This window comes from Variovorax sp. YR634, assembly GCF_900106655.1.
In the GTDB taxonomy this organism is placed as follows: Bacteria; Pseudomonadota; Gammaproteobacteria; order Burkholderiales; family Burkholderiaceae_C; genus Variovorax.
The window spans coordinates 79,390-93,974 of sequence record NZ_FNOL01000026.1; the positions used below are offsets into that span (position 1 = coordinate 79,390).

The following is a 14,585-nucleotide window of genomic DNA, read 5'->3' on the forward strand; positions in this document are numbered from 1 at the left end:
AGCTCGATTGACCCGAGCATCGATGTTTGCGATGCTCCAGGCGTGATCAACGAACTCAAGACCTTCATTGCGGTGTGCAAGCTCGGCACCTTCGCGGCAGCCGGCGACCGCATCGGCCTCACGCAATCGGCAGTGAGCAGCCAGATGAAGCGGCTCGAAGAGGCCCTGGGCTTCGAACTCTTCGACCGGACGGGCCGATCGGCCACCTTGAACGTCGCGGGCCAGACGACCTTGCCGCGGGCGGAAGAAATCTGCGCCCTGTTCGCCAAGCTCGGCGAACTTCCTCACGACGACGCCACCCGGGGGCTCCTTCGCATCGGCTCGATTGCCTCGGCGCAGCCTACGCTGCTCGCGCGTGCGCTCGAGCAGCTGCGTAAATCATTCCCCCTTGTGCGCGTGCATGTGTCGCCCGGCGTCTCGATGCGCCTGATGGACGACCTGGACGCCGGCAAGATCGATGCGGCCGTGATCATCCGCCCGCCCTTCGGAATGCCTCCCGACCTGACGTGGCAGGCATTGGTGCAGGAGCCCTTTGTGCTGGTCGTGCCCAAGGCCTTGCCTGCAACGAAGAACTGGCGGGCGCTGATCCAGGAACAGCCGTTCCTTCGCTACGACAGGGCTTCGTTCGGAGGGCGGATGGTCGAGGCGTTTCTGCGCCGGGAAGGCCTTTCGGTCAACGACGCCATCGAGATCGACGAGATCCCCGGGTTGATTCATCTGGCCTCCAGGGGCCTGGGCGTGGCGCTTGTGCCGCTGGTCGAGGCGCATCTTCCGATGCCTGCGGGGGTGCGCATCGTCCCGCTGGGCGAGTTCACTTTCCATCGCGAGATCGGGCTGCTTCATCGCAAGCCCCGGGCCAGTCCGCCCGTGGTGGCGCACTTCGCCCAATGCCTGCGCGATGCGGTCGACGCGACGGCACCGACTCGCCGACGTTCGGCGTAGTGCCGACTTGACCGGCTCGGCCCCTCAATCGCCCGGTATGTGGGGCGGATTCAGCACCACGGGCTTCGCCGACTTCTTGCGCATGCGGATGTTGAGCATTTCCACGCTCAGCGAGAAAGCCATTGCGAAGTACACGTAGCCCTTGGGCACGTGATGCTCGAAGCCTTCGGCAACCAGCACGACACCCACTACCACCAGGAAGGACAGCGCCAGCATCTTGATGGTGGGATGGTTGGAGACGAAGCGGCCGATCGGCCCGGCGAACAGCATCATGAGCAGCACCGAGGCGATCACCGCCGCGATCATGACGCGCACGTCGTCCACCATGCCGACCGCGGTGATGATCGAATCGAGCGAGAACACCAGGTCGATGACCATGATCTGCAGGATCACCGAGGCGAAGGTCGCCTTGGCCGTGCTCTGCTTGTGCTCGTGTTCGCCTTCCAGCGACTGGTGAACCTCGCTCGTGCTCTTCCAGATCAGGAACAGCCCGCCCAGGATCAGGATCAGGTCGCGGCCCGAGATCTCCTGGCCGAACACCACGAAGAGCGGCTTCACCAGCCCGACGATCCATGCCAGCACCAGCAGCAGGCCGATGCGCATGAACATGGCCATGAAAAGGCCGATGCGCCGTGCGAATTCGCGCTGGGCCAGCGGCAGCTTGTCGACCAGGATCGAGATGAAGATGATGTTGTCGATCCCGAGCACCAGCTCCAGCGCGGTCAGCGTGGCGAAGGCAATCCAGACCTGGGGATCGGAGAGAAGTTGGAGCATGGGCGCGACTCTGTTGCGTCAACGCGCGGTCGGCGACCGCGGCGGGCGAGCGCATCTTAAAGGCGCGCACGCACAGGGCGCCAGCGCCCCCGCGACCCATGGGCCATTGCCCGTTCAGCGGGCGAAAAGCGAGCTCAAGTCCGCGAACGACTTCATCTCGATGGCGTTCCCGGAAGGGTCCAGGAAGAACATCGTCGCCTGCTCGCCGGGCTCGCCCTTGAACCGGATATAGGGCTCGATGACGAACTTGGTCTGGCGAGCGATGAGCTTGTCGGCCATGGCCTGCCATTGGTCCATGGGAACGATCGCGCCGAAGTGACGCACCGGCACGTCGTGACCGTCGACCGAACTGCTCTGGTGGTGGCCGCATTCGTCGGGCGCCAGGTGCGCCACGATCTGATGGCCGTAGAAATCGAAGTCGACCCATTCGGGCGCGCTGCGGCCTTCGGGGCATCCCAGCAGGTCGCCGTAGAAGGCGCGCGCTTCGGCGATGTCGCGCACGGGGAACGCGAGATGAAACGGGATGCGGGTGCTGGTGCTGCTCATGGGCTTTCCATCGGATCAAGGGGTGGGATGGGCGCAACTTTAGGCAGCGGCCCTCATTATCGAAAGCGATATATTTTTCTTGTGAGCCACACCAATTTCGATGCATCAGTCGGGCGACACTGCGGGGATTGAACTCCTGAATCCACAGCGAAGATGCCATCGACTCCTCCCTCTCCTGCCGTTCATGTCCACCAGCAACCGCGATCACCTCTGGCCGGGCTGTGGACGGGGCTGTTGCGGATTTTCGGCAAGAGCGCTCCTGCGCAGGCGATGCCGCAGGGGGCCAAGAACGGCAAGGCCGGAATCCACCCCTGGCTCGCCGCAGGCGAGCAGGTGAACGCCGATGTGCTGATTGACGGCAGGACTGTCGCCCGGCTGGAGCACAAGGCAGTGCTGCCCGGACTGAAGAAGCTCCCTGCGGTGGTCTTCGATCTGCCCGCCGGACTCCAGCGCTTCGAACTGCGCGGATCGCATGTCGACGCGCAAGGGCGAGCCACATCATTCAAGAAGCGGTGCGCCGTGCTCGACCTGGCCCCTGTCTCCCATCCGCTCTACGACCAGAGCCAGCCCCTGATCGACCGGGTCCGGGCCTTTGCCCATCTGTCCAGGCTGGTAGAGGTGGGCGAGCCGCACTTGCCTGCCGGCATCACCGCGCAAGCAGCACTCCTCGAATCGGAGACGCGCCTGAACGTCCGGTTGCCCGCGCTGCTGCGCGAAGTGCTGGGTGGGGCAAACGTCGAGATCGGAAACTCGTACTTCCTGCCTCCCCACCGCCTGCAGACGCCCATCGACCTGCTGACGGGCTTGGGCGGCCATGCTCTCGGCGGTGGCAACCAGTCCCTGAACACCTTGCTGCCCCCCGCCGTCCTTGCACGCTACCAGCGCAGCGTGGCCGTGTTCGTGGAGATCGGCGACGGCCTCGGCGCCCTGGCCTGGGACCCGGATGGCGTCGCTCCCGGGGAGCCGCCCAACACCCCGGCAGACGAAGGCAACTCCGGCGCCCGGCCCGCGATACCGAATGAAGGAGTCTGGTACTGGCTCCACCAGGAACACATCGCCGAACCCGGACTGCTGCTGGACGACGAGTACAAGCCACAGGACGCCGAATCCGCTCTGACCAACGTGTTCAAACGCCTCGCCCTGTCGCAGGCGGGCTCGCCCGAGTCCGAAAACCAGCTGCTGGTGGACACTGCCCACCCGCGCAATCTGCTGCAGCTTCATTTCGATGAACCGCGCAAGCCACGGCTTCGGCTGCGCAGCTACGACTACCACTACAGCCTGTACTGAGCAATCTCCTCCCTGCGGCCGTTCGCCGCCGCAGACGGGCACCACCCGCTCCCAAGGCTGTGCAAGCCTGCCGGGCCGGGGCCGACGCGCGCCTGGCTTCGGCCCGCGTTTTTCTCACCTGCGTCTACAGCGCATCAGGGAATCTACGGATATATGATTCCCCGAATGGTCTTGATTGAGTGCATTTTTTGTATACAAATAACGCATCCGAAAAGCACGTACTCAATCCACCCCACTCGCACGAGGAAAGACCATGAGCACAGTCGTCAGCCAGGCCCCCGCGGGGGCAAGCGAAGCAGGCATTGCGCCGAACGCGGAATCGAACGCCCTCATCAAGCCCGGCTACCACCCGCGCCTGACCAACGAAGACCTCGCTCCGCTGAAGAAGCAGACCTGGGGCCAATACAACATCTTTGCCTTCTGGATGTCCGACGTGCACAGCGTGGGCGGCTACATCACGGCCGGCAGCCTGTTCGCGCTGGGCCTGTCGAGCTGGCAGGTGCTGGTGTCGCTGCTGGTGGGCATCGTGATCGTGCAGTTCTTCTGCAACCTGGTGGCCAAGCCCAGCCAGGTGACGGGTGTGCCCTACCCCGTGGTGTGCCGCGCGCCCTTCGGCGTGCTGGGCGCGAACATTCCGGCCATCATCCGCGGGTTGATCGCGGTGGCCTGGTACGGCGTGCAAACGTACCTTGCCTCGGCGGCGTTCATGGTGCTGGCGCTGCACATGGCCCCGGGCCTCGCGCCGTATGCCGATGTCGCGCAGTACGGCTTCGTCGGCCTCTCGGCGCTTGGCTGGGTCGCGTTCATGGTCATGTGGGTGCTGCAGGCCTTCGTGTTCTGGCGCGGCATGGATGCCATCCGCAAGTTCATCGACTGGGCCGGCCCGGCGGTGTACGTGGTGATGGCCGTGCTCTGCGGCTGGCTGGTGTGGAAGGCCGGCTGGAGCAACATCGACCTGAACCTGGGCGGCATCAAGTTCCAGGGCTGGGACGCGCTGCCCGTGATGCTCTCGGCCATTGCGCTGGTGGTGAGCTACTTCAGCGGCCCGATGCTCAACTTCGGCGACTTCTCGCGCTACGGCAAGAGCTTCGACGCGGTGAAGAAGGGCAACTTCTGGGGCCTGCCGGTGAACTTCGTGTTCTTCTCGCTGCTGACCGTCATCACCACCGCCGCCACGCTGCCCGTGTTTGGTGAACTCATCACCGATCCGGTGCACACCGTGGGCAAGATCGACAGCACCACCGCCGTGGTGCTGGGCGCGCTGACCTTCATGATCGCCACCATCGGCATCAACATCGTGGCCAACTTCGTCTCGCCGGCCTTCGACTTCTCGAACGTGGCGCCGCAGCACATCAGCTGGCGCACGGGCGGCATGATCGCCGCGGTGGGCTCGGTGTTTCTCACGCCGTGGAACCTCTACAACAGCCCCGAGGTCATTCACTACACGCTCGACGTGCTGGGTTCGTTCATCGGCCCGCTGTTCGGCATCCTGATTGCCGACTACTACATCGTGCGCAAGCAGCGCATCGACGTGGACGCGCTCTACACGATGAGCCCCAAGGGCGAATACTGGTACAGCGGCGGCTACAACCCGAAGGCGATCCAGGCGCTGGTGCCGTCCGCCCTCGTGCCGATCCTGTGCGTGATGGTGCCTGCGCTGCGCGGTGGCGCCAACTATGCTTGGTTCATCGGCATGGGCCTGGGCTTCGTCCTCTATGCCCTGCTGAACCGCAACAGCAAGACTTGAACTGAAAGAGAAAGAAAGGGACCGCGCCGTGCGCATCAAGATCATCAATCCCAACACCACCTGGAGCATGACCGAGAAGATCGGCGCCTGCGCCCGCGCGGTGGCGCATGCCGGCACCGAGATCGTGGCCGTGAGCCCGGCCATGGGGCCGGTCTCCATCGAAAGCCACTACGACGAGGCGCTGGCCGTGCCGGGCTTGCTGCAGGAGATCGCTTCGGGCGAGCGCGACGGCATCGACGGCTACGTGATCGCCTGCTTCGGCGACCCGGGCCTGAAGGCCGCGCGCGAGCTGGCACGCGGCCCGGTGGTGGGCATCGCCGAGGCCGCCATGCACCTGGCCAGCATGATCGGCAGCCGCTTCAGCGTGGTGACCACCCTGGGCCGCACCATGGGCCAGGCCTGGCACCTGGCCGAGATCTACGGCATGGAGCGCTTCTGCGCCAACGTGCGCGCCTGCGAACTGCCCGTGCTCGAACTGGAAGAGCCGGGCTCGGGCGCGCGGGAACGCATCGTCGACGAATGCCGGCGCGCGCTCGAAGAAGACGGCTCCGACTGCATCGTGCTCGGCTGCGCCGGCATGACCGACCTGTGCGCGCACATCGAGCAGGTGCTCGGCGTGCCCGTGATCGACGGCGTGGCCGCGGGCACCAAGCTGATCGAATCGCTCGTTGCCCTGAAGCTGCGCACCAGCAAGCGCGGGGAGCTGGCAAAGCCCCTGCCCAAGCCCATCATTGGTGCGCTCGAGGGCTTCACTCTCCCGCGCTAGGCCACAATCCGCGCATGCCCCGCGCCAGTTCCAAACCCTCCGCTTCCCCTGCCACCGCCGTTCCGGACGAGAACGGCGTGGCTGCAGCCGACAAGAACAGCTCCATCGAAAGCATCGCCAACGACATCGCCACCGCGATCGTCGAGAAGCGCCTGCCGCCCGGCACCTGGCTGCGCGAAGAAGCGCTGGGCCGCGTGTATTCGGTGAGCCGCACCAAGGTGCGCGCCGCGCTGCTGATGCTGTCGAAGGACAAGCTCATCGAGATGATTCCCGACAAGGGCGCCTTCGTCTGCCAGCCCTCGGTGGAAGAGGCCCGCGAGGTGTTCGCGGTGCGCCGCATCCTCGAAAGCGAAGTGGTGCGCCTGTTCATCGCCGCCGCGCGGCCGCGCGACTACCAGGTGCTGGAGCAGCACATCAAGTTCGAGCGCACCGCACTGCGCCAGACCACCACCACGGGCACTGTGCGCGAGAAGCTGCTGGGCGACTTCCACGTGGCGCTGGCCGAGGCCACCGGCAACCGCACGCTGGCCGAGCTGGTGCGTGAACTGGTCGCGCGCAGCTCGCTGATTGCGATGCTCTACCACTCGTCGAACGACCCGCATTGCTCGTCGGACGAGCACGCCGATTTCCTGCGCCTGTGCCGCAAGGGCGACGTGGAGGCAGCCGTGACGAGCATGATCGACCACCTGGAGCGCATCGAGTCCAGCCTCGAACTCGGCACCGAAAAGCCCGACCGCCAGCTCGATCTGGTCAAGGCGCTGCTCGCCTGACCCCACACGGCCGGCAGGGCCGGTGCGGCTGTCACACAACTGCGTCATGCTGTAGCCCGAATGGCTTACGCGTTTTTCCCGTGCGCGATCGCCGCCGACGAACAACTTCCACAGCATGCCCCGGCAAACCCGGCCCAACGCCACCCCTGCCTCGCCTCCTGCGATCTCGCCCTTCTTCCAGCCCATCGTGGATCTGCGCAAGGGCACGGTCTTCGGCCATGAAGCCCTCATTCGCGGACCGACCGGCACTCCGCTCCACAGCCCGCAGGCGCTGCTTGCACTAGCCGCGGCCGAGTCGCGGTTGATCGAGTTCGAGCTGCTGTGCGTGGAAGTCATCCTCGCCCAGTGGGGCCGCCTGCCCGATGCGGGCAGGCTGTTCGTGAACATGAGCGCCGACGCGCTGGTCGCGGCCATGGGCGGCGCGGGCACGGCGTGCTGGCTCGAACGCATGCTCGCGCACCACAACGTCAGTGCCCGCGACGTGACCGTGGAGCTCACCGAGCAGCGGGCCACCGGCAGCCCCGAGGCGCTTGGGCGTGCGGTCGAGGCGCTGCATGCGCTGGGCGCACGTGTTGCGCTCGACGACTTCGGCGAAGGCCATTCCAACCTGCGGCGCTGGAAAGACCTGCAGCCAGACTTCGTGAAGATCGACAAGCTGCTGACCCAGGGCATCGCCAACAGCCCGCAGAGCGTGGCGCTGGTGCGCGCCATCGTCGGCTTCGGCAACGCGCTGGGCACCGAGCTCATTGCAGAGGGCGTGGAAGACGCGAAGGACCTGCACGTGCTGCGCGACCTCGGCATTGCCCACGGCCAGGGCTACCTGTTCGGCCGGCCGGCGCCGGCGCTGCAGCCGGCGCTGCCCGAGCCCATGGCGGCCACCATCCGCGACACCCGCATCGCCGTGATGCCGCACGCGTCGCAACCGTCGCAGCCCAACGTGCTGCGCAGCCTGTCGGTCATCCAGGCGCCTGCGCTCAGCCCGCAGACGCCGATCGACGAGGTCTCCGCAATCTTCCAGAAGCACCCCGAGCTGCATGCGCTCGCCGTGGTCGACAAGGGCACCCCCGTCTCGCTGATCAACCGGCAGTCGTTCATGAACGACTACGCGCGGATGTACTTCCGCGAGGTCCACGGCCGCCGCCCCTGCCTGGCCTACGGCAGCAGCACCCCGCGCATCGTGGAGCGCGAGGAGAACGTCGAGAGCCTGCTCGGCATCCTGATGTCTGAAGACCAGCGCTACCTGAGCGAAGGTTTCATCGTCACGGAGAAGAAGCGCTACGTCGGCCTGGGCACGGGCGACCAGCTCGTGCGCGCCGTGACCGAGGCGCGCATCGAGGCCGCCCGGCACGCCAATCCGCTGACCTCGTTGCCGGGCAACATACCCATCAACATCCATATCGCGCGCCTGCTCGACAGCGGTGCCGACTTTGCTGCCTGCTATGCCGACCTGAACAACTTCAAGGTGTTCAACGACCACTACGGCTACTGGCGCGGCGACGAAATGATTTTGCTGCTCGCGCGACTGGCGACGCAGCATGCAGACGCCCATCGCGACTTCGTCGGTCACATCGGCGGCGACGACTTCCTGGTGCTGTTCCAGAGCCCTGACTGGCACCGGCGCTGCACCGCTCTGATCGACGACTTCAACCGGCAGGCGCCCGGCCTCTACGACGAAGCGGAAAGACAGTCCGGTGGCATCGAAGGCGAGGACCGGCATGGCGTGGTCCGGTTCACGCCCTTCTCCACGCTGTCCATCGGCGCGGTGCGCATTCCGCCGGGAATGTTCAGCCATGCCGAGGATGTGGCGAGCGAAGCGGCCATTGCGAAGCACGATGCCAAGCAGGCGGCCTCGGGCCTCACGGTGCGCGAGGCCCGGCCGCGCGCATAGCGCAGGGATTCATGCGTCGATGGTCCCGGCGGCCGGCGACAGTCTTGCGGCCTTGACCACCCGGCGAGGCCCCTGCGCGGATGCGGGTTTTCCAGAGTCTGAATTGTTGCATAAGTTGTATACAGTTTGGCGTACACAACGGGGTGTGCGCATGCCAAGCCGTGTCGCCCACCTTCCTTCTCGCCGCAGCAGGAGCCCAACGATGACGGCCGACAGTTCTCTCTCAACAGTCCATCCCGTGGACCAGCGCCTGCCTTCGGGCAAGCTCGCGGCCCTCGGCCTGCAGCACGTGCTGGTGATGTATGCGGGCGCCGTCGCGGTGCCGCTGATCGTCGGACGCGCGCTCAAGCTCACGCCCGACGAGGTCGCGCTGCTGATCTCGGCCGACCTCTTCTGCTGCGGCATCGCCACGCTGATCCAGGCGCTGGGCGCCACGCAGTTCTTCGGCATCAAGCTGCCGGTGATGATGGGCGTGACTTTCGCGTCGGTCGCGCCGATGGTCGCCATCGCCAATGCCAACCCCGGCCAGAACGGCGCGCAGTTGCTGTTCGGCGCCATCATCGGCGCGGGTGTGGTGTCGATACTGATCGCGCCGCTGGTGAGCCGAATGCTGCGCTTCTTTCCGCCAGTGGTCACCGGCACCATCATCGCGGTCATCGGCATCAGCCTGATGCGCGTAGGCATCAACTGGATCTTCGGCAACCCCGTGGGCCCGACGGCGCCCGCGCTGGTCGACCCGGTCTATGCAAAGTGGCTGGCCGAAGTGACTTCGCCCGGCAGCTCCATTCCCGCCGTGCCCAAGGGCTTCGCGATCATGCCCACCGTGCCCAACCCCAAGTACGCAGACCTGTCGGGCTTCGGCGTGGCTGCGCTGGTGCTGGTGTCGATCCTGCTGATCGTCAAGTACGCCAAGGGCTTCATCGCCAACATCTCGGTGCTGCTCGGCATCGTGATCGGCGCCGTGGTGGCCTCGATCACCGGACTCATGACTTACGAGAAAGTGGGCAAGGCTGCGTGGGTCGACATCGTGCTGCCCTTTCACTTCGGCATGCCGCAGTTCGACCCGATCCTGATCTTGACGATGACCCTCATCATGATCGTGGTGATGATCGAATCGACCGGCATGTTCCTCGCGCTCGGTGAAATGACCGACCGCAAGATCAGCCAGAAGGACCTGGCCCGCGGCCTGCGCACCGACGGCCTGGGCACGCTGATCGGCGGCATCTTCAACACCTTTCCGTACACCAGCTTCTCGCAGAACGTGGGCCTCGTGGCCGTCACCGGCATCAAGAGCCGCTATGTGTGCGTGGCCGGCGGCGCGATCCTGATCGTGCTGGGCCTGCTGCCGAAGATGGCCGCGCTGGTCGAGTCGCTGCCCACGGTGGTGCTCGGCGGTGCGGGCCTCGTGATGTTCGGCATGGTCGCGGCCACCGGCATCCGCATTTTGTCGGGCGTGGACTTCAAGACTAATCGCCACAACGCGATGATCGTCGCGGTGTCGATCGGCGTCGGCATGATTCCGCTGATCGCGCCCAACTTCAAGCAGTGGATGCCGCATGCCATTCACTCGCTGATCGAGTCGGGCATCTTGCTGGCGTCGATTGCGGCTGTGCTGCTGAACCTGTTCCTCAATGGTGCAAAGCACGACGAGCAGGCCGTGATTGCTGCGGCCAAGCAGGCCGAGGCCCACTGAGCCTTTGCTAGATCATCGCCAGCGGCCCCTTGCGCCGCGGCGGTGGGTGCAATCGGTCGAGTTCTTCGAGAGTTGCCGCATCGAGCTTCAACTCCGCTGCCGCCAGGTTCTCCTTCAGGTGCGCGCTGCGCACCGCCTTCGGAATCGCCGCCACGCCGGGCCGCGCGATCACCGCAGCCAGCGCCAGTTGCGCGGCCGTCACGCCGAGCCGCTCGGCCAATTCGCCCAGCCCATCGTCTTCGGCCAGCGCGCCCTGGTCGATCGGGCTGTAGGCCATCAGCGGTATGCCATGTTCGCGCAGCCAGGGCAGCAGGCTGAACTCCGGGCCGCGCTCGCCGAGCGACAAGTAAACCTGATTGGCCGCGCACTCCGGGCCATCGCCCACGGCCTGCGCCAGCTCTTCCATATCGTCGGTGTCGAAGTTGCTCACGCCCCAGTGGGCTATGCGCCCGTCTGCCACCAGCGAATGCATTGCCGCGACCGTCTCGCTCAGCGGATGGCTGCCGCGCCAGTGCAGCAGGTAGAGATCGATGGCGTCGAGCCCCAGCCGCTTCAGGCTGCGCTCGCAGGCATCGCGCGTGCCGCGCCTGTTGGCGTTGTGCGGGTAGACCTTGCTGACGACGAAAAGCTCTTCACGCCGCACGTCGCCCGCACGCAAGGCCTCGCCGATGGCCTGGCCCAAGACGGTTTCGGCGCCGCCTTCGCCGTACATCTCGGCGGTGTCGATGAGGCGGTAGCCGAGCTCGATGGCCTCGCGCACCGCCTTCACTTCGGCCGCGCGATGCCCCGCGTTTTCGCCCATGCGCCAGGTGCCGAGACCGAGGACCGGCATCTCGCCGCCGGTGGGGAGTTGGAGTGTTCGCATCGGGCCATGGTACGGGGGACGCAAGGCCCTGTCAGCCCGTCGACAACGGAAGCCACACGGTCGCGAGCAGGCCGCTCCCGTCTTCACCGGCTGCCAGTTCGATCCGGCCGCCATGTTTGTTCAGCACCGAGCGAACGATCGCCAACCCCAGTCCGCTGCCCGACTGCGTCTGGTCCGGGTTGCGAAAGAAGCGGTCGAATACGCGCTCGCGCAGCTCCGGCGGAATGCCAGGCCCCTGGTCCGTCACGCGCAGCACGGCCTTCGACGATTCCGGTTCGCACGCAACGCGCACGGTGACAGTGCCGCCATCCGGGCTGTACTTGATGGCGTTCTCGATGAGATTGCTCACCATCGAGATCAGGCTCTCGCGTTCGCCGAACACCAGCACCGCGCCTTCGGACACGAAGTCCAGCCCGATGCCGCGCACGCGTGCAAGGTCCTCCACGAACGGGATGCGCTCCTGCACCAGCGCATCGAACGCGAGCCGCATGGGCACCGCGTCCTGCGGCATCTCGTCGCTGCGCATCAACTGCTCCAGCTGGCCCACCAGCCGCGCGGCGCGGTCGTTGCTGCGCAGCAGGTTGATCATGAGTTCGCGCTGGCCCGCGTCGGCGGTCTGTTCCTTCAGCGCTTCGACATTCACGCGCATCGCATCGAGCGGCGTGCGCAGTTCATTCGCTGCATCGGCGATCAGCACGCGCTCGCGCGATGCCCGGTCGCGCACGCTGCGCAGCAGGCCGTTGATGCTGCGCACCAGCGGCTGCAGCTCCTTGTGCCGCGGTTCGAAGCTCAGCGGCGTCAGGTCGGCCGGGCCACGCTCGGCAGTCTCTTGCGTTACCTGCCGCCAGGGCCGCAGCGCGAACAGCACCGACAGCCACGCCGGAAAGACGAGAAACGGCAGGCTGATGGCCAGCGGCAGCAGGTAGTAGCTGCGGTGGTCGACGGTGACGCTGAAACGCAGGACTTTCGGCTCGGCCAGCAGCACGCGGGTGTCAAGCCCCGGCGAAGTCATCATGCGCGCGCGCCACATGCGCTCGCCGACGCGCACGTTCTCCACCCGACCCGGCACTGCCGTTTGCATGACCGGCGCGGCAGCTGTGGAGTTGAAGATGAGCCGCCCCCGCTGCCACACCTGCATGACGGGCGCCTTGTCCGTCTCCGAACTGAAGTCACCCGAGGTTTCGAGCAGCGCCATGTCGAAGGCCTTCAGGGCCTCCTGCTGACGGGCGGGGTCGGCCGCGAGGTTCTGCGCAATCGTGATGACGCTATCGAAGATCTTGTCGTAGCGCACCAGATCCGTCACGCGGTTGGAGTCGTACAGGAACAGCGCCAGGATGGCGCCCCACAGCAGCACGACCACCGCGGTCTGCGCCAGCAGCAAGCGCCGCAGCAGCGAGGGCTGCAACCACCGCTTCCAGCGCCGGGCAAGCGCCGTCATGGCGACAGGCAAAAGATTCATGGTCCTCCAGGCGGCGGTCTCTGCGGAGCGCATCGCAAGCGCGTGGAGTATCCGGCACGCCCGCGCCGAGGGCTTCAGAAAACCTTCATGAACCGGTTGTCGGAGCCGGCAAGCGGTCGGTCGCGGATGCTTGTCGCCTTCTAATTTTCTGAAGTCAAAGTCAATTTAATGACGGGGAATTCTCGGAATCCCCTGCGAAGGCATTCCGCTTTGCCTTCTGATTTTGTCAACACCATTTGAGTGCCAACCCCCTCTTCAGGCCCAGTTCTCGCTTCTAGAATTTTTTGGCAAGCCCTGCCTCACGAGCGCTGGTGCACCGAACGAAACGAACTTGGAACAGGTTGAGTCAATGCAGAAAAAGCACAGGATTGCCGTCATTCCCGGAGACGGCATCGGCGTCGAGGTCATGCCCGAAGGGTTGCGCGTACTCGATGCGGTCGGTCGCCGCTTCGGCATCGATTTCTCGTACGACCACTTCGACTGGGGCTCCGACCACTATGTGCGCACCGGCCTGATGATGCCGGCCGACTGGGCCGACAAGATTCAGGGCCACGACGCGATCTATTTCGGTGCGGTGGGTGCGCCCGACAAGGTGCCCGATCACATCGCCGTGTGGGGCCTGCTCATCAAGATCCGCCGTGACTTCGACCAGTACGTGAACCTGCGCCCCGTGCGCCTGATGCCCGGCGTGCCTGGCCCGCTGGCGCACCGCAAGCCCGGTGACATCGACTTTCTGGTGGTGCGCGAGAACACCGAGGGCGAGTACACCTCGGTGGGTGGGCGCCTGTTCGAAGGCACGCCGCGCGAGATGGCAATCCAGGAGGCTGTGTTCACCCGCACCGGCGTGGACCGCATCATCGACTACGCGTTCCAGCTCGCCAATCGCCGCAAGCGCAAGAACCTGGTGGCCGCCACCAAGTCGAACGGCATCTCGATCACCATGCCCTATTGGGACGAGCGCCTGGCCGAGATCGCCACGCGCTACCCCGACGTGGCGACGAGCAAGTACCACATCGACATCCTGTGCGCGCATTTCGTGCAGCACCCCGACTGGTTCGACGTGGTGGTGGCTTCCAACCTGTTCGGAGACATCCTCTCCGACCTGGGCCCGGCCTGCACCGGCACCATTGGCATCGCGCCCTCGGCCAACCTGAACCCCGAACGCAAATTCCCCTCACTGTTCGAACCGGTGCATGGTTCGGCGCCCGACATCGCGGGCAAGGGCATCGCCAATCCGATCGGCCAGATCTGGTCGGCCGCGCTGATGCTCGACCATCTGGGCAACAACGACCCCGTGTACGCAGAGGCTTCGGCTGCGGTGATCTCGGCCATCGAGACTGTGCTGAGCGAAGGTCCGCGTACTCGCGACATGGGCGGCACTGCTTCGACTGTGGACGTCGGCCGCGCGATTGCTAGCTGCATCTCGGCATGAAATCTCGCTCTTGTTCAAGGCGCGCTCATGTGCGAATGGCACCGGGTGCTCCCCGCAGTGAAATAAAGGAGGAGCCGAAGGCGGGGGACATTCGCGGAGAGGAGTACCCGGTGTCATTCGCACTCGCCCTGAACAAGAACACCCAACGACACAACGCAGAGCGGAGTCACTGAAATGGGCCTGTTCCTGCTGAAACGCACACTGACGCTCATCGGCACCCTGGTGGGCGCATCCATCATCGTGTTCCTGGTACTGGAGATTCTTCCGGGCAATGCAGCGCAGATGCTGATGGGACCGGATGCCTCTCCTGAAGCCGTCGCAGCGCTGGCCACCAAGCTGGGCCTCGACTTGCCGGCGTGGACACGCTACTGGCACTGGATCGGCGGCCTGCTCACCGGCAACCTCGGCGACAGCTA

General features: G+C 65.6%; 12 protein-coding genes and 1 pseudogene. 9 read left to right on the forward strand and 4 right to left on the reverse strand.

Translation table 11 applies throughout. From position 1 onward, the window contains the following. Positions 1–42: 42 nt before the first annotated feature. Positions 43–942 (forward strand): LysR family transcriptional regulator, encoded by a 900-nt coding sequence (locus tag BLV60_RS29590; protein ID WP_093058872.1) that lies wholly within the window; start codon positions 43–45, stop codon positions 940–942. Between the two features lie 24 nt (positions 943–966). Here the strand turns inward: BLV60_RS29590 and BLV60_RS29595 are convergent, their stop codons facing one another. Next, complete coding sequence (locus BLV60_RS29595; RefSeq protein ID WP_093058873.1) at positions 967–1,716, reverse strand: TerC family protein; 750 nt, start codon at positions 1,714–1,716, stop codon at positions 967–969. A gap of 114 nt (positions 1,717–1,830) precedes the next feature. Beyond that, positions 1,831–2,217, reverse strand: a complete 387-nt coding sequence (locus tag BLV60_RS29600) for a VOC family protein (RefSeq protein WP_371127416.1) — start codon at positions 2,215–2,217, stop codon at positions 1,831–1,833. Positions 2,218–2,415: 198 nt separating this feature from the next. On the opposite strand from BLV60_RS29600, the gene BLV60_RS29605 reads away from it, so the two are divergent. The 6 genes from BLV60_RS29605 (at position 2,416) to BLV60_RS29630 (ending at position 10,413) form a co-directional block, all read left to right on the forward strand. Next, a complete protein-coding gene (locus BLV60_RS29605) occupies positions 2,416–3,549 on the forward strand; it encodes a hypothetical protein (protein WP_256329629.1) in 1,134 nt (377 codons plus the stop codon). A 253-nt stretch (positions 3,550–3,802) separates the two neighbouring features. After that, positions 3,803–5,296, forward strand: coding sequence for an NCS1 family nucleobase:cation symporter-1 (locus BLV60_RS29610; protein WP_093058876.1), 1,494 nt, complete (start codon positions 3,803–3,805; stop codon positions 5,294–5,296). 28 nt (positions 5,297–5,324) lie between these two features. Beyond that, a complete protein-coding gene (locus tag BLV60_RS29615; RefSeq protein ID WP_093058877.1) occupies positions 5,325–6,062 on the forward strand; it encodes an aspartate/glutamate racemase family protein in 738 nt (245 codons plus the stop codon). A gap of 14 nt (positions 6,063–6,076) precedes the next feature. After that, on the forward strand, positions 6,077–6,832 hold the full coding sequence (locus BLV60_RS29620) for a GntR family transcriptional regulator (protein WP_093058878.1): 756 nt from the start codon (positions 6,077–6,079) through the stop codon (positions 6,830–6,832). A 115-nt stretch (positions 6,833–6,947) separates the two neighbouring features. Beyond that, positions 6,948–8,720, forward strand: a complete 1,773-nt coding sequence (locus BLV60_RS29625; RefSeq protein WP_093058879.1) for an EAL domain-containing protein — start codon at positions 6,948–6,950, stop codon at positions 8,718–8,720. A 202-nt stretch (positions 8,721–8,922) separates the two neighbouring features. Next, the gene (locus tag BLV60_RS29630) at positions 8,923–10,413 is read left to right on the forward strand and encodes a nucleobase:cation symporter-2 family protein (protein ID WP_093058880.1); all 1,491 of its coding nucleotides are present in this window, start codon (positions 8,923–8,925) and stop codon (positions 10,411–10,413) included. A 7-nt stretch (positions 10,414–10,420) separates the two neighbouring features. On the opposite strand, the gene BLV60_RS29635 is transcribed toward BLV60_RS29630, so the two are convergent. Continuing rightward, the gene (locus tag BLV60_RS29635; protein ID WP_093058881.1) at positions 10,421–11,278 is read right to left on the reverse strand and encodes an aldo/keto reductase; all 858 of its coding nucleotides are present in this window, start codon (positions 11,276–11,278) and stop codon (positions 10,421–10,423) included. A gap of 31 nt (positions 11,279–11,309) precedes the next feature. Further along, the gene (locus BLV60_RS29640) at positions 11,310–12,737 is read right to left on the reverse strand and encodes a sensor histidine kinase (protein WP_093058882.1); all 1,428 of its coding nucleotides are present in this window, start codon (positions 12,735–12,737) and stop codon (positions 11,310–11,312) included. A gap of 349 nt (positions 12,738–13,086) precedes the next feature. Between BLV60_RS29640 and BLV60_RS29645 the strand changes: the two genes are divergently transcribed. Both BLV60_RS29645 and BLV60_RS29650 read left to right on the forward strand, forming a co-directional pair. Then, the gene (locus BLV60_RS29645; protein ID WP_093058883.1) at positions 13,087–14,169 is read left to right on the forward strand and encodes a tartrate dehydrogenase; all 1,083 of its coding nucleotides are present in this window, start codon (positions 13,087–13,089) and stop codon (positions 14,167–14,169) included. 174 nt (positions 14,170–14,343) lie between these two features. Continuing rightward, positions 14,344–14,585 (forward strand): annotated as a pseudogene (locus BLV60_RS29650) (ABC transporter permease); the annotation flags it as partial.

Bases quoted from the DNA above. Each gene is read 5' to 3' on its own strand.
- BLV60_RS29610 (WP_093058876.1), top strand. From the start codon at position 3,803: ATGAGCACAGTCGTCAGCCAGGCCCCCGCGGGGGCAAGCGAAGCAGGC.
- BLV60_RS29625 (WP_093058879.1), top strand. From the start codon at position 6,948: ATGCCCCGGCAAACCCGGCCCAACGCCACCCCTGCCTCGCCTCCTGCG.
- BLV60_RS29645 (WP_093058883.1), top strand. From the start codon at position 13,087: ATGCAGAAAAAGCACAGGATTGCCGTCATTCCCGGAGACGGCATCGGC.
- BLV60_RS29605 (WP_256329629.1), top strand. From the start codon at position 2,416: ATGCCATCGACTCCTCCCTCTCCTGCCGTTCATGTCCACCAGCAACCG.
- BLV60_RS29635 (WP_093058881.1), bottom strand. From the start codon at position 11,278: ATGCGAACACTCCAACTCCCCACCGGCGGCGAGATGCCGGTCCTCGGT.
- BLV60_RS29620 (WP_093058878.1), top strand. From the start codon at position 6,077: ATGCCCCGCGCCAGTTCCAAACCCTCCGCTTCCCCTGCCACCGCCGTT.
- BLV60_RS29640 (WP_093058882.1), bottom strand. From the start codon at position 12,737: ATGAATCTTTTGCCTGTCGCCATGACGGCGCTTGCCCGGCGCTGGAAG.
- BLV60_RS29595 (WP_093058873.1), bottom strand. From the start codon at position 1,716: ATGCTCCAACTTCTCTCCGATCCCCAGGTCTGGATTGCCTTCGCCACG.
- BLV60_RS29630 (WP_093058880.1), top strand. From the start codon at position 8,923: ATGACGGCCGACAGTTCTCTCTCAACAGTCCATCCCGTGGACCAGCGC.